Source organism: Paenibacillus sp. FSL F4-0097, from assembly GCF_038593125.1.
Classification (GTDB): domain Bacteria; phylum Bacillota; class Bacilli; order Paenibacillales; family Paenibacillaceae; genus Paenibacillus_AQ; species Paenibacillus_AQ odorifer.
Genome location: NZ_CP151965.1, coordinates 6,770,868 through 6,786,670 on the forward strand (window position 1 = coordinate 6,770,868; position 15,803 = coordinate 6,786,670).

Consider the following 15,803-nt stretch of genomic DNA (forward strand, 5'->3'; position numbering starts at 1 on the left):
TTTTACATAAAAACCCCTCATTTAAAAACTGGCGAACCATGGTTATAGAGACCACAATCCGCCTGCTTTCTTGGGAATTTAATTATTATCAATAAAAGAAATGATTTGCACGAGATTACCTGCGACTTGGTAAGTTAACCCCAGCATGTAAGTTCCTTTCTCCTCGTTCGATAGGTCAATAGTGAACACATCCGGATTAGCAGCCCATTCCTTCATATCAAACACAATTTCTTTAGATGTTCTAGTGTTTCTTACCCCAGCGGAATTAGGGATCACTTTGCTGCCATCGAGCCCTTTCACCAGATTAGCTACTTCAACCACAGGTCCCTTAAATTCTCCTACCTCTACCACTTGTGGGTCGGCCAATAAGCTCGTTAGTTTAGTTAACCCTTGTAATGGGGAGAAATCTGTAATTTCATTTCCAGTAATATCAAGTGTCTCTAGGCTCTTTGCGTACTGCAAACCTTCCAAGGATCTGACTCTTCTGGTTTCGCTGGTTAACGTTGTAAGGCTATACATATCCCCTAGCGTTAGTTCTCCAGTTACGCCCAATGTAGTCTTGATCGAAGCACTTAAATACGGGTCCGCCACAGTAATCACTTGCGTAAGATCTATTTGGACCAAACCTTCGGTTGCTTGTTGCAACGCTGCTACAGCTTCGTCTACTTCACTTTGCGTAACAGAAGAGTTAACCAACACTGTCTCTGCTATCGAGAGGCTGGACGTAAATGCCGCGATGCTCTCAGGTGTGAAGCCTTCTAGAGAAATTGCTTTAGCCGCTGCAATCGCCTGTTCAAGATCTCTAGTGAATAAGTGATCTCCATTCGCGAAATGTAGTTTGGCTCCACCCCATGTAGCATGGTCAGATCCGTTGCCATTTCCCCCGTCTGTGACGACTAATTTCAGTTCTTTTGCTTCATTAATATCCAATTCGATGAATTTCTGCGGATCTCTCGAACCCATGACCCCACTATCGAATTTCTTCTCTCCATCGACAAACACCTCAAAGCTCACCGAACCAACAGAACCGTACATTTGTCTATCTACACCTACATAGGAAGTGAAATAGTCCACGTTTTTGTCGCTTAGATCGTATACAATCGTCGAGTTAGAGTGCGCTCCAATTCCTCTTTCATAGGACACTACCTGATTGTTCTCATCTGTTAATCTCAGCGTATTGACACTAATAGATTTATCCTTCAAAGGTGCAGTATAGCTGTTCTGAGTAGAATTCCAGTCGTAATCCGTCAGGTACGTAAAGTCCGTCATGTCTACTACGGCTATCGTTCTAATCTTCGTGGTCGTATTTCCATCACTATCTGTTACTGTGTAAGTGATTGGATACTTTCCAGCCCGGTTGAAATTAACCTGCTCTAGGCCTGTGACCTTCACTTGAGCCGTCAAGTCACCGTCTTCCGAATCCATTGCCGAATAGCTTTCATTGATATCAATTGCTTGGCCCACTTTGGTTGAGACAGATTTAGGTATGGTAAACTCTGGTGTGTTGTTCAAGATCATAAACTTAGCATCAGCAAAATCACCATGATCTGAAGCATTTCCGTTACCTGCATTATCTAACACCAGTTTCAATTCACTTACACCCTTAACAGGTATCCGCGCAAGCTTGGCTTCTGTAACAAATTTCATCAGTCCGCTGTTATAAACCTCTGCCCCATCGGCAAAGATTTTGAAAATTACACTGGAGTTGCTCTGCTCAGGGATATTTCTATCAACCCCTACATACGTTTCAAAATATTCATAGTTTGCACCCGCCAGATTATACACGATTTCAGAGCTGGCATGGGTTCCTAAGCCCTTAGCGAACTCTTTGACCTCACCATTTACCAGCAGCTTAATCGGATTGTTAGAGCTAGCCTTATCTTTTCGAACCACATTATAATCCGTTTTTGCTGATTGCCAATCTATATCACTCAGGTATTTACTAGCGCTGTATACAACAATCTTTCTGGCCTGCACAGCGGAGTTCCCATCTGAGTCTGTGACTGAAAACTCGACGTTGTAAGTCCCTGTTTTGCTTGATGTGAACCCATTTGGGTTTACATCAACGGCTCCAATTAAGTTACCATCTTCCGTATCAAAAGCCGTAACATCGCTCAACACATCAAATTCGCTGTTCAGCTTAACGAAGGTTGTCTCTTCCGGCACTGTAATGATAGGTTTGCTTGAATTATTCGAGAACTTCGCATCGGCCCATACCGTATGGTCTGAAGCATTGCCATCCTTAGCATCTGTTGTAACCAGCTTCACCTCTCTTGCGCCAGTCACAGGGATTTTCACAAATTGATGTTCTGTTCCTGCCCGGAAAACATCACTCTCAAATTTCTGTTCTCCATCCACATACACTGCAAAAGTAGCCGAGGAAGGTTTCCCTTTCATGGCTTGATCAATCCCAATGTAGCTTTCAAAGAAGTCGTAACCCTTACCTTCAATATCGTAAACTACCTCAGAGTTGGCATGAACACCAATCCCTTTCGCGTACGTCGCAGCCAACCCTTGGCGAACAAGGGTTATGATTCCCCCGGAAACGGCTTTATCTTTCTTTAATTCACCCCAGCCTACAACGACTGACTTGGCATTGAGATCGGAAATATAGGCGTAGTCGCTCGTTACCGTAACCTGTGTGGTTTTCGTTTCCGTAACCCCTTCGCTTTTCACTTCATATACAATTTCGTAGTTGCCTTTTTGCGTTACATCAACGTTATTGGCTTTCAGAGAGACATCTGCAGTAATATCGTTTCCTAGATAGTTAGCCGCTTTTACATAGCTCATCGGATCAAAGGTTTGATTAAGCTTTAAAGTGAGCTGATCTTCAACAGACAAGGCTGGCTTAAAGGCTTTAACCTGTACGGGCTTCAGTGGGTTCAGCTTTTTATCATAACCGACGATCTTGTACGTATAGTTGATACTCGCATCTACATTCTGATCCACAAATTGCTCAGTTCCTGTAAAACCAACTAACACATCATTTCTATACACTTCATATCCTAAAAAGTCTTGCTTAAGCTCTTTATCTATACTGAAACTTAACGTGTTCGTTCTAGCCGTGGTGTTAGGTGTGATATTAACCTTAATGGCCAGATTTTTATCCGCTATTCCAGTTCCCTCATAATTAATCACCGAGTTATTTAAATACCATAACTTTTGCGGTGCCGGATACTTGGCTACTTTCGCTTTTGTCTCAGGATTCACAGTGAAGCCATGTCTGGCAAAATAGCTGCTTAAATCTAATCCCAGTACTTCGGAGGAGAACTCCACCAAATACTGCTGCTTAGAATTGTCACCGTTGGTAAGGATGACCTTCCGCTCCCGATATAGCTTGGTCAGCTCTGTCCAGTATCCCGGATGTGCCAGCTCCAGCTGCCAATAGGCTCCGAGTTGTGCAAATAAGCCCTGCTGATTCATAACCACTTTGTTTTCTTCGAGGACATATTTATAGATATCTGATTCATACGGTATACGATTATCTATCGAATTCGCCGCGACAGACATAAACATAGACACCATATTATTAGTTACTTCGCCATATTCCCGTTCACCCATAGCCAAGCGATGCCCGATTTCGTGATTCAGTCCCCAGCCCGGATAAGCTTTGTTAAAATCACCTAACATGGTTCCTACTGTTCCAAGTTGGATCCCTGTATGATCTCCCGCTGCATACATCGCACCATAAGGCTGCATCAAGCGAATATTCTCACGAATTAGCTTGGCATCATGAATCTCGCTACTGCCATCCAGGCCATAGAAGGCAAAAATACTCTTCATCCAGGTGTCATACCCAGTTACGGTGTCCAGCGGGTTATTTCCTTGCGTAATATATTTGTTGTACGCCTCCGTCGCCGTTCCTGTGAAAATAACATGATCGCTGGCCAGTTCTACCACATCTATGAGTTTACGATCTTGAACATTTGGATGAGCCGCTTTATCTTCGTCTAGTCTTTGTTTGTATGTGATTAAGAAGGTTTTGAATTGTTCTGGATCCGTGGTCTTGGTCATAAAAGGAATCTTTTCTAAACCTTCGAAGCGGATCAATGGCGCTTTCCCTTGTTCCTCTGCTGTATAGGGATTTACGATATAAACGGTGCCGCCCTTAGTCACTTCATGTGCATAATAACTATTCATAGCAAATTCAGGAACGGTTATAATGTTCTTACCTGGACGCAATTGCACACCTCTAGCCCAAACATTCCAAGCGGCCTCTTGTTGAGAAAAGACTAAAGAAGGTAGCTTATCGTTAGAAGCTGCATCCACATAAACGTTGATCGTATCTCCAGGCATTGCAACGAGACCTGTAGGCTGGTTGTTCGTACCAAAACCAATTCTCAGGTTTTCCTGCGCATGCTTTTTCATATCTCCACGTTGTTCCGCCTCAATGATGGTGCCTTCGGTTTCAACTTCACCATTCACTAGCCTCTTAGCTAAATCCAAAGAATCTTTCAGGATTGGATAGAGCGGATGTACTTTTGCCGCTTCTTCTAATTCGTTGATTGCTTCGACGCTATTATAAGCAGGCACAACCGCACTCATCGTTCCATCTGTGAAAATACCATTTACAGCTTCGCTTACTTTATCTTCTGTATAAAATCTAAATTCAGCCGCAAAAGGTCTGTTGATATTAGCCTTTGTGAACTTAAATTTTAATCTTTTAAACTTCGTCGGTTCGAATTTAAATTCCAGAAAGTCATTGGTACTAATCGCGGTTCCGCTAGATACAAGTTGGAAGGTCTCTCCTTTACTCGTCTCTGATGCATAGATTTCAAAAGCCTCTGGGAATCCTTTGCGGTTATCTCTAGCCAAAAAAGCCACTCTGTCCAGCACTTCCGCTTGCGCTAGTTCAAACACGACTTCATTCGTGAAGCTTGCATCATTGTTTTTGTTCGTTTCCCAATGCGTAGTGGGCTGGTCATCCAGCATATATTCAGGCTTCGTACCTGGGTAGCTTCCACCGTTCACCGTTACTTTTGATACGTTTGCATTCGGCATTCTATAAGCTTGGCTATAGGCATTTTCATAGGCTGTTCCATACCCTTTTAGCTTCGAAACCTTGGCTGCCGTTGCCTCTACCTGATGGTTCTTCAAAAGGATCTTTGCATTCTCTATCTCTTCTTTAAACTGCGCATACAGTGGATGTGCCTGCACTTCATTCTCTAAAGCTGTTAATTTCTCTGTCGTATTAAAGGCAGCACTAACTTGGCTCAAGGTATCATCTGTAAATAATTTTTTCATTTTAGCAGAGACACTATCCTCTTTATAAAAAGAAAACTCAGCCGCACTCGCCCAATCTTGGTTCGCTTTTTTGAAGACAAATTTAAGTCTCTTAAAAGCCGTAGGTGCGAACTGAATCTCCACTACATCACCGGTTGAGCCTGTATATTCTCCAGAAGACACGAGCGTAAAATCACCCGCATCGGTAGTGGAGCCGTAGATATCAAATTCTTGAGCAAAACCTTTACCTTTCGCACCGGATTGCCTAGCCGCGTATACCATTCTATTTAATTCAGTGGACTCATTGAAAACAAACACAACCTCATTCGTAAACGTTGAACTATTCGGTTTGCCAGTCTCCCAATGCGTGCTCATATCCCCATCCATAGCCTTAGCTATAGGCGAGCCTGAGTAGTTGCCACCGTTATTTGTGATGGATTTAATATTTGCTGGATTCATTCTAAAAACCTCATTATAGGCATTTAGAGCATCCTTGCCGTACAGCTCAAACGGAATAACCGAGGCGTTGCTTAATAAGTTAACCTTACTTTGCGCCACTGTTTTTGTTACATTTACCTTGCTTGCCTCACTTGCTAAAGCATAACCTGCCTCACTCGAAAAACTGGCCAACATGGCCGCCGATGTAGCGATCGCAATCATTTTCTTCATCTCTTCTTACCCCCAGATGTCATATGAATCTCTCCAGTGCCCAAAAATGGGCACAAAAAAAACTACCCCAAAAGAGTAGCTTGATTGCGTATAAAGTCGCCTAAAAATTAAGACTTAATTTTTATTAAACCTTAACAAGCATAAACGCCTTCGGCGTCCTTATAAGGACGGTAAGCGTTTAAGCGAGAAATATAAGATATTAAGTATAGGTGTATAACTTATACTTTCTTATATTTTAACAAAAAGCGTTACACACTCTTTGGCAGCTGGCTGACAATAGTTATGATAACCTTAGTCCCTATAGCTTTGCGTCCCTACATTTCCATAGGTTTGCCTATGAAGTTTCGAATACATTCAAAGAGTAACATAAGCCTAGATCTGATCGCATGATTAATTGGTATGAAATGAGTATAGGTAATTGCAATTAGTTTTTCTCATGTGATAGATATTATTTATCGACTATCCCGGAAGAGAATGGGATCCTTTAGGACTGGAGGTCTAATTAACTCCCCGATCCGAACAAACGCCGGAACCAATTCCACACATCGCCCGTGATGGGAATTAATCCGAAACCATGTTCGCCAACTGCGATTACACCATATGCCCATTGTCCGATAGCTATGGCACCCCCAGCGATCCTGCCTATCGCTATCGCACCAAACGCCGTATCCCCTATGGCGATGGCCCCCAACGCTTTTTCCGCGATTGCGATCGCTCCTACAGCCACTCCTGCAATCGCAATCGCTCCCACTGCGAAGCCAAGCCAGCTAAGTGCTATTGCTCCAATCGCTAACCACATTCCCAGTGATATTGCTCCTAAGGAAAGTACGCCCACGCTTATCGCACCTATGGAAATCAATCCGACAGCTACATCTCCAATAGCGATTAAACCAACAGCTGTCTTTACACGGGGTTTACTTCCATGACCATACTTTTGACCTGAGTATCGCCCTAAATTACTACGAATACTGATGACCGGAAATGAGGGAGAAGGCCATTGATAATCAATTTCTCGTCCATCAAAGCCCCTAGAATCCGCCCAGCGCGTTACAAATTGATGCCATTTCATATCCATCCCGTCCCCCTTTTCAAATTACCTAAATTATACAACCCCGGGGGTTGGCTGTACTCAGACTCTGACCTGAAATTCATCTCATCCTCTGGACCGATATATACTCATTAGGATTACTGTTTGGGAATAGGATCAGGCTTTCCAAATAAATATCCCTGAAACAACTGATAACCACTCTGCTTAAGCCATTCAAAGTCCTCTCTAAACTCCACACCTTCTGCTAAAGGAACAGATTGGATTTCTAAAGCCTTTTCTAAAAATTGTTTAGCTATTTTCTGTTTGTTCGGATCACTGGACACGCCTTGAACATATTTCATATCTAACTTCATGTAATGAGGTTTAAGCTCCAATAACATCTCGATTGTGCTGAAGCCTTCCCCAACATCATCTAAAGCGTATTCAAATCCCCGGTCCTTGTAATATGTCAAAATAGCTTTCAAATGAGCGAGATCATCCACTTTCTCCGTTTCAACAACTTCAAAGACAAAAAGAGAGGGATCGACACCTAATTGATTAGCCAATTCAACCGTTGATCTTAAGCAGAACTCTGGAGCGTAAATTGATGTAGGGATAAAATTAATAAACGTTTTTTTATTTAAGGGCGCAGCATATTTTACGGCAGTCATTCTACATAACCGGTCTAAAGCATATAAACGCCCACGATTCCGTGCTGCCGCAAAGATCTCATTAGGATAGATAAGGGATCCATCTTCTTTTTTAAATCTCGATAAAAGCTCGTATGCAAAAATCTCTTCCCTTACGTTCACAATCGGTTGGAAGTAACAAGTAACAAGACCCTTAGTGATAACCTCATCAATCCACTTCATATCCATTACAGTAGACATCTCGGATAGAGGTCTCCATGCTTGGTCATCTATACGAAATTCAATTTTCCCGGACTCCATATGATCGTTACAGAAATCTAGAAGATCTCGCGCTTCAGCTTCCTTAATCGTAATCACATTTTCTTCTACCTTATGTATCGTATTACTTCTACTCAAGTGATGAATAACCTTAGGTAAAACCCTAAGATTAAGCTCACCATGAGGCTTGATTTGAAAATTCAGCTCTCTTACTACACAATGATTACAAGCCATATTCATAACCCCTTTAATAATCGATTCTCTGAAAAAGATCCCGGAACGGCTCTTCTCAATCGAAATCCGTATACTCCAGTAAATATGTCGCGTCTAACACGGTGATCTGCTGATGTTGAATCTCAATAATCTTTTGCTCTTGCAGATCTTTAAGCACAAGGGTAGCCGTCTCCCTTAACGTTCCGATCATATCCGCGAACTGCTGATGGGTCAATCGAAGATCAATCCTCTGTTTGCCTTGCTCCTCTACTCCAAATCTTTGGTATAGTCTTCTCAGCGTAAATATCGCACGCGCTCTCGCATCATGAAATTTCATTTCATGTAATAACCGATTCGATAAAAATAAACGGTCCATTTGCAGCAGCATCAATTGCTCCTTAATCAACGGGTAATCGGCAAGCATCTGCTTAAAAAGCTCATGTTTAATCTCAAATAATACAGTATCATTCATAGCCACCGCAGACAGCACTCTTATATTGGAGGGATGGATCACTTCCAGATCGCCAAAGAAATCGCCTTTTCCAAAAAGATCTACGGTATGCTCTTTCCCTTTCGTGGTAGCGTACACCCTTATAATCCCCGAATAGATAATGTAGGCATAATCCCCCGGATCTGATTCTGCAAACACCAGGGTCCCCTTAGAATATGCCTTATAAGTGAATAATCCTGAGACCGCCTCGATCTTCTCCGAGGGTAAACCTTGAAAAAAGCGAGTGCCAGTCCAAAAAGAAGCTTCCATCTCATTATTCCTTTCTAACAGATTCCATAGTTTTGTATGCCAACATACTGATAATAAATCATCATCCTGTTATATTCTATCGTAACGTTGTCACATAGGCTTGATGCCAATACAAATTACAAAGGAGATCCATTCATGAAATATAATTTTGACGGAAAAGGACTTATTGAAACGCCAGATGTCGTGTTTGAGAGCAATCCGCTACTAGAACTGAGCATGTACAACAATCATATTAAAGAGATTCCCGATCAGCTCTTCCTTCATGACGAATTAGAGGTACTTAATTATGCGGGCAATGAAATCGAACAGTTATCCGAGAACATCGGTCGCTTAGTTCACCTAAGAATGCTGGATTTAGGCCATAATCGGCTGAAGGTGTTGCCGGAGAGCATTGGCGGATTGCAGGGGTTGGATTCTTTTCTATACCTAAGCAATAATCAGTTCGAACAGCTGCCGGAGCAGCTCTGTATTCTCCAGAAACTTAAGTATCTGAACGTAACAGATAATCATCTCAAGCAATTGCCTGCCCGTATAGGCGAAATGAGCAGTCTGATTGAATTGCGGCTTTATTATAATCAGCTAGAATGTTTACCTGATTCGATCACACAAATAAAAGGGCTAAGAGAGATCCATCTCTATGGTAATCAACTGGTCATGTTACCAGAACATTTGGGTGCTATAGAAGAACTTCGGATACTTGATTTAAGTGATAATCGAATCACTAAGCTGCCTTCATCTATCGGTAATTTAAGCAAGTTAAGAAGACTGAACCTTAGAAAAAATAAACTTAATCAGCTTCCTGAGGAAATAGGTCAATTAAGCAGCCTTGTTGAGCTTGATTTAAGAGATAATCATCTGCAAGAAATCCCGGATTCGATTCTACAACTTGGACGATTAGAGAAACTGGATTTAAGATGGAATCACAGCTTAAGAAGAACAGAATTATTAGAGCAATTAGAGCAAAGAGGATGTATCGTTTATAAATAACAAAAAAGCCTCCGATTAAAGAAGCTTTTCACTCAAATCCATAATATGCGTAACGCGATTTCTCCCCTGTTCTTTCGAAGCGTAAAGCGCATGGTCAGCTTTTTCCAGAAGAGTGATGTCTGTATCGGTTGCTTCAAAAGTAGCTATGCCGACGCTTACCGTAACCCTGCCAATCTCCCAAGTGGAGCTGGCAATGAATTGCCGCAAATTGTCCGCTATAGCCTTGGCATCCGATGAATCTATATTAGGCAGCAGAAGGATAAACTCCTCACCACCATACCTAGCTACGATATCTTCTTTACGAGATTGGGATTTCAGGATACTCGCCAATTTCTCCAGGACATAATCACCCATCTGATGACCGTAGGTATCATTCACATTTTTAAAGTGATCAATATCTAAAATACATAATGAAAAAGGCGCCTGATCACGGTGATACGCTGCAATCTGCTCTTCCAGCTTTTCTTGCAGGAACCTTCTATTCTTTAATCCAGTAAGCTTGTCTGTAGTAGATAGCTCTACTAAAACGGCATTCATCTCCAGCAATTCAGCTTGCTTTTGCTCGATTTCAAGGTGGATTTGTTTGAGCTTTGCCAGTGCCTGATCTTTTTCCCAATAGGCCTCTTCTATTTGCTTCTTCGCAGATCGTAACTCTAGCTCATAATCAATACGTTTGCCCATCTGTACGAGAATACAATCAATGACCTCTACACCTTCACACTCGAGGCGTCTACCATTTAACAAGTAAGGGACGGCTTGTCCCTTGCTGTCCTTCAAATTGATAAATAGCTCTTCTACATGTCCATTCAGATTGATAAAAGGATAGAAGTATGAATGAAAAATAAGCTTGTTCGCCGTAGACATGATAGATTCAAAATGTTTATTTACCAAATCAACCTGCTGATATCCCATCCCATCCAAAAAGGTTTGATTCACATTGAGGATCATTCCTTCATGGGTAATGGAAACATATCCGCACGGCGCATATTTTAACCGGTCATCCATTGTCTAAATATCCTTTCAACACCATAATCTTCTCCATCTCACCTAAGATACTCATTAATCAAAGTAATGGTCTCCTGTGGATGGCTAATATGCGGATAATGGCCCTTGGCCTCCATTAACCGGAACGTACTATTATTCAAGTGTCTATGTAAATATTCTCCTACTTCTATAGGAACGATACTATCATCCGAGCATTGCAATATGAGTGTAGGCACTGTCGCTTTAGGCAGATCTTCTCTATGATCCGAAAAAAATGTAACTTCCGCAAATTCTCTAGCGATAATAGGGTCGGCCGAAATAAAACTTCGTTCCAGCTGTTTAGTCAACATTGGGTCAGGGTTATTCATCGCAAGTGGAGCCATAAAGCTAGCCCAGCCCGCGAAATTCATCTCCATCATATCCAGAAGCTCAGTAATATCACTTTTTTCAAAGCCCCCGAAATAAGCATCTCCCTCATTTAAATAACGTGGGGAAGGTCCGATCATAATCATTTTATCAAAATAATCCGGCCGCTCGATTGAAGCAAGCAAACCGATCATAGAGCTAATAGAATGGCCTATAAAAATAATATCCTTGAGTTCAAATGTTTCGATGACATCTAGTACATCCTGTACATAACCATGGAGAGTATGATATTTATCCGATGTATATGCGCTTAAATCTGAATGGCCTGAGCCTACATAATCAAATAGAACGATTCGATACTTTTTCTCAAATGATGGCGTAATAAACTGCCACATGCTTTGATCACACCCAAATCCATGCGCAAAAAGGATAGTTTTTTCTCCTGCTCCAATGACTTTTACATGATTCCGCACCATAACATCGTTCATTTCATATAACTCCTCTATAGTTAGCATTCTCTCTATTTTGCAGGGTTCCCCTGGAAATATCAAGCGTATAAAAAACTCCGCTAGATTAATCTCTAGCGGAGTTTTATGTAACATCCCGTTTGGGTCATCATTTGGCATAATGGTAGCGTGCTGGGGCACTCCTTCGTTTAATCCGATAACATTTTGCCCGAAAAAATTGGTTGGCGGACCCAGCAGACCTTAAATGCGCCATTATTCCATATTTGAATTGCTATCGGACTCCACTGCAGCTATTGGCGCGAAAACACCAAATATGGGCCGATTTATATGAAATAGCGTCTCTGGAGTCCGAATCCCTTCTCAAAAGACTGAAAATTTGCGAATAACGTCATCTGGGTCCCTAAGACTCCGTGGATAAATTGTTGAGGCAGAGGTAGACAACCAACATTTAGAATGCAGAAGTCCAACCCGCATCAGCAGCGATGATAGCTCCGTTCACAAAACTGGAATCATCCGAAGCCAGGAATAACGCAACTTGTGCGATTTCTTCAGGTGTACCTACACGAGGGATCACAGCCTGTGTTAATTGTGTACGGCTCACGCCGAATTCATTTATATTTTTCATTGAAGCACTGATGTTTGTGGCAGTAGCTCCCGGTGCGATAGCATTACAACGAATCCCTTTGTTGGCATACATAAAAGCTGTATTTTTCGTCAAGCCTACTACAGCATGTTTAGAGGCAGTATAAGTTGCTCCCGCATGGGCACCACTTACGCCACCTGTAGAAGCGGTATTAACGATAACCCCTTTTCCTTTTTCCAGAAAAATAGGCATTGCTTTACGAGTGGACCGCATTACACTTTTGGTATTGATATCAAAGATAAGATCCCATTTCTCGTCGCTAATGTCGCCAACTGGCTCAAACCCATCCATAATACCGGCGTTATTAACAAGAATATCTAGTGTTCCGTATTCTTTTACTGCGGTATCAATCATGCTATCGATATCTTCAACTAGGGCAACATTTACTTTCAGTGCCTTAGCTACTCCACCATTACTGTTGATCCCTGCAGCTACTTGTTCTGCACCTTCGAGATTAAGATCGGCTACAATCACTTTCGCCCCTTCTTTAGCGTACAACTCTGCGATAGATTTCCCCATACCTGATGCCGCCCCGGTAACCACTGCAACTCTGTCTTGAAGTTTCATGTTGGAAGTCTCCTTTACGTTTATCTATAATGTAAATATCAATATATAAAATCTCTTTAACGCTTAAAATTTATACTACTCAAGTTTAATCCTCTAAAATTTAACTATCAATATACAAATGGGACACCAAATGTTCATAAATATATATAATGCAGGATTCTGTTCAAATAGGATTAGAAAATAGACAGTTAGGTGGTCTTCTGTTGCTTAAAAATAATCGGAGAACTAGCAAATCGCGTAAAGAGCTTAAAAACGCATTGATATTAATCATGGAAAAAAAGAATTTCCGCACCATTACGATAACCGATATCGTTACCCTTGCCGATTTAAACCGCGGAACCTTCTATAAACATTATCAAACCAAAGAAGAACTTCTGAATGAGCTAATTGATGATGTGTTGGAGGATTTAATTAAGGCTTATAAAGAACCCTATCTTCATACCGATAAATTTATAGTTAGTGAGCTGACCACCTCGAGCATCAAGATTTTTGAACATGTGGTCTCTTACTCTAATTTTTATACCATCATTATAAATTCCAATGTTCTGCCAGGGTTCCAAAATAGGATTTGCGACCTCTTAAAGGAGCTCACCAAGCGGGACTTAGTCGCAGTTAATAACACTAATACCAATGTTAATATCGAATTGTTTTCCAGTTATACCGCCTATGCTCTATTTGGATTAATCATAGAATGGGTAAAAGGCGGATTTAAATATACAGCTAACCATATGGCAGAGCAGCTGATTGAGATTCTGTCTTTTAATTCACATAATGTGATCATCAATACTTCAAATCAACCGATTAAACAGAATTCCATCCCTGTTAACGGCGACTGATTTACCTCAAACTATCAAAAGCCACTCCAAAATAATGCTGGAGTGGCTTTTGATATGCAATTTATAAACTAAGGTCTTCTGTTTCCACCACCGCCACCTGGACCTTGATTAGTGTTTGCGGTTGTTACTCCTGATTCATTTAGCCAAGTTACGCTGCTGGTAATTTCGAACGCTACTACTTTTGTTCCTCCTGTGTATTCACCATCCGTATACAGTCCGTTCGCTTCACTACCAGTCGAGGTACCTCCCGAGTAGAGGGTGTAAGAACCTCCGTCCTTCAGATCCGGTGAACTAATCACCACCGTTTGATAGCTCTTCGAAGGAGCAAAGGTCAGGATTGTGTTGCCTTCGCTGTCCTCTAGATGAACCAAGGTTCCAGCCTCCTGGGTCTGAGGGAAAGTCATGCTCACTGCATGTTGGCTAGAGGTGTCAGACGGTGCTTGTGCCATGCCCGAACTTCCCGCAGCCACCAAAATTCCTCCACTCTGTTCAAAGCTACCGTCGAAATCAAGTGCACCGTTACCGCTATTGGTAGGTCCATTGACAATAACCGTGCCACCCGACATTGTGATGGAGCCGTTCGAATCCAGCCCGTCACCTGAAGCATCCACCGTTAGTGTTCCTCCACTAATCGTTAGCATATTGCTAGCAGAATCGCTGAATTGATCCTGCTCCTGAGGGCCGCCGCCTACAGTCGCCTCATCGTTACCTCCTGCTACATTCACTCCATCATCAGAAGCAACCACATGAGCCTCGCCACCGGAAATCTCGATGTTTGCTCCTTCAATCCCTTCGTAGCTCTTCGTAATATCAATTTTGCCACCAGATATCGCCACCAAGGCATCCGCATGGATTCCATCGTCGCCAGTTTTGATGTTGAATTCTCCATCAGCTATAGCAATGTTACTGTTGCTGTGCACTGCATCATCAGCAGAATCGATGGTAAAGGTTCCGTTGTTTAAGCTAATATCTCCTCCAGCCTTCAATCCTTTAGTACTTGGTGTTTCCGATTCTGTAGTTGTTGCCGTTGTTGTCGTTGTTGGTGCTTCCGTTGTTGGTACCTCCGGTTTTGTTTCTGGCATCGTCTCTGGTTTTGTTTCAGGTATTGAGGTTCCTGTTGTTCCTGGTGCTTGATCCCCTGTTCCCTGACCTCGGCCACCTCTCATGCCCATACCTTGCCCTTGATCACCTGTTTTCACTTCACCCTTCTCGTTGCCCCCACCCGTAACTAAGGTGTATGTTCCGCCATCTATTACAAGTGAAGTCTCAGCTTGAATTCCATCATTACCAGCCGTAATATCAAATGTTCCTGCTGCTATTGCTATGAAGCCTTTGTCCGTCTCAGTATCGTTGGTTGATTTCATACCATCGCCTTCTGCCGTTATGCTGATATTTCCGTCTTGTACAGCGACAAGATCTTTACCTACAATCCCGTCATCGGCAGCCTTAATTTCAATAGTGCCACCCATAATTTTCAGATCGTCCTTGCTCGTAATTCCGTCATTATAGTTAGCGGAAACAGACAGCTTCCCGGTACCATTAATCGTTAAATCCGCTTTACTGAAGATAGCCGCACTTGGTTCATCTGTAGTTTCATCGGCATACACGTAAGTTGCTCCATCAGATACGGAGTTCTCCGTCCCGTCTTCCAAGGTAATGATTACTTTGCCCGCTTCTTTAATATCAATTGCAGCACTATCGCTGTTCGTGATGTTCACACCGTTCAGTACCAAGTGCACACTACCTTCATCCTGATTATTAACTACAATCTGTCCATCACTCAGCTTACCAGACAGCACATAAGTTCCTGCTGCAGTAATTGTCACTGAGCCATCCTTAGACTCGGCCCCGGTGCCGTCAACAAGCGCACTTGTTCCAGCCAAAGCAATTTCCGTCGATTGGTCAGCCGTCCAAGTTGTATTAGAATCCTCTTCATCGAACGTCACCAGATCGGACAATTTGGCGCTTGCCAGTTGTACTCCCGTGGCAGCCCCGTTCTGAGTTATCGTTGTTCCCGAGGCTGCTGCTGTACCCGCCGCTTCAGACTGTGTTGTTGTGGAATTGGTGCTGCAAGCCGACATAAGTAATGCACACAATAGCAAGATTCCTACTTTACTTCCGGTTATATATTTATCCATTTTTCATCCATCCTT

Annotated in this window: 10 protein-coding genes and 1 riboswitch; of the genes, 2 read left to right on the forward strand and 8 right to left on the reverse strand. The window is 42.4% G+C overall.

The features are described 5' to 3' along the window. Positions 1-78: 78 nt before the first annotated feature. The 4 genes from MHH86_RS30390 to MHH86_RS30405 all read right to left on the reverse strand — a co-directional run bounded on the left by MHH86_RS30390 (position 79) and on the right by MHH86_RS30405 (position 8,800). On the reverse strand, positions 79-5,892 hold the full coding sequence (locus MHH86_RS30390) for an NPCBM/NEW2 domain-containing protein (RefSeq protein ID WP_076222391.1): 5,814 nt from the start codon (positions 5,890-5,892) through the stop codon (positions 79-81). 258 nt (positions 5,893-6,150) lie between these two features. After that, positions 6,151-6,237: riboswitch (cyclic di-GMP riboswitch) on the reverse strand. A 157-nt stretch (positions 6,238-6,394) separates the two neighbouring features. Continuing rightward, complete coding sequence (locus tag MHH86_RS30395; protein WP_036682474.1) at positions 6,395-6,961, reverse strand: hypothetical protein; 567 nt, start codon at positions 6,959-6,961, stop codon at positions 6,395-6,397. 116 nt (positions 6,962-7,077) lie between these two features. Beyond that, positions 7,078-8,061, reverse strand: coding sequence for an EAL domain-containing protein (locus MHH86_RS30400; RefSeq protein ID WP_036682271.1), 984 nt, complete (start codon positions 8,059-8,061; stop codon positions 7,078-7,080). Between the two features lie 55 nt (positions 8,062-8,116). Further along, positions 8,117-8,800: a Crp/Fnr family transcriptional regulator gene (locus MHH86_RS30405; protein ID WP_076140610.1), complete on the reverse strand. Its 684-nt coding sequence runs from the start codon at positions 8,798-8,800 to the stop codon at positions 8,117-8,119. A 135-nt stretch (positions 8,801-8,935) separates the two neighbouring features. On the opposite strand from MHH86_RS30405, the gene MHH86_RS30410 reads away from it, so the two are divergent. After that, on the forward strand, positions 8,936-9,787 hold the full coding sequence (locus tag MHH86_RS30410) for a leucine-rich repeat domain-containing protein (protein ID WP_076222392.1): 852 nt from the start codon (positions 8,936-8,938) through the stop codon (positions 9,785-9,787). Between the two features lie 15 nt (positions 9,788-9,802). On the opposite strand, the gene MHH86_RS30415 is transcribed toward MHH86_RS30410, so the two are convergent. From MHH86_RS30415 to MHH86_RS30425, 3 genes are all read right to left on the reverse strand, one after another. Further along, the gene (locus MHH86_RS30415) at positions 9,803-10,792 is read right to left on the reverse strand and encodes a sensor domain-containing diguanylate cyclase (RefSeq protein ID WP_036682276.1); all 990 of its coding nucleotides are present in this window, start codon (positions 10,790-10,792) and stop codon (positions 9,803-9,805) included. Between the two features lie 38 nt (positions 10,793-10,830). Continuing rightward, on the reverse strand, positions 10,831-11,625 hold the full coding sequence (locus tag MHH86_RS30420) for an alpha/beta hydrolase (RefSeq protein ID WP_036682278.1): 795 nt from the start codon (positions 11,623-11,625) through the stop codon (positions 10,831-10,833). A 427-nt stretch (positions 11,626-12,052) separates the two neighbouring features. Beyond that, positions 12,053-12,814 (reverse strand): SDR family oxidoreductase, encoded by a 762-nt coding sequence (locus MHH86_RS30425; RefSeq protein ID WP_036682280.1) that lies wholly within the window; start codon positions 12,812-12,814, stop codon positions 12,053-12,055. A 203-nt stretch (positions 12,815-13,017) separates the two neighbouring features. Here MHH86_RS30425 and MHH86_RS30430 point away from each other — a divergent pair, with 203 nt between their 5' ends. Beyond that, entirely contained in the window at positions 13,018-13,650 is a 633-nt protein-coding gene (locus tag MHH86_RS30430) for a TetR/AcrR family transcriptional regulator (RefSeq protein ID WP_235219469.1), read from the forward strand. A gap of 68 nt (positions 13,651-13,718) precedes the next feature. Here MHH86_RS30430 and MHH86_RS30435 read toward each other — a convergent pair whose 3' ends face one another. Continuing rightward, positions 13,719-15,788, reverse strand: a complete 2,070-nt coding sequence (locus tag MHH86_RS30435; RefSeq protein ID WP_038573842.1) for a carbohydrate-binding domain-containing protein — start codon at positions 15,786-15,788, stop codon at positions 13,719-13,721. Positions 15,789-15,803: the final 15 nt, after the last annotated feature.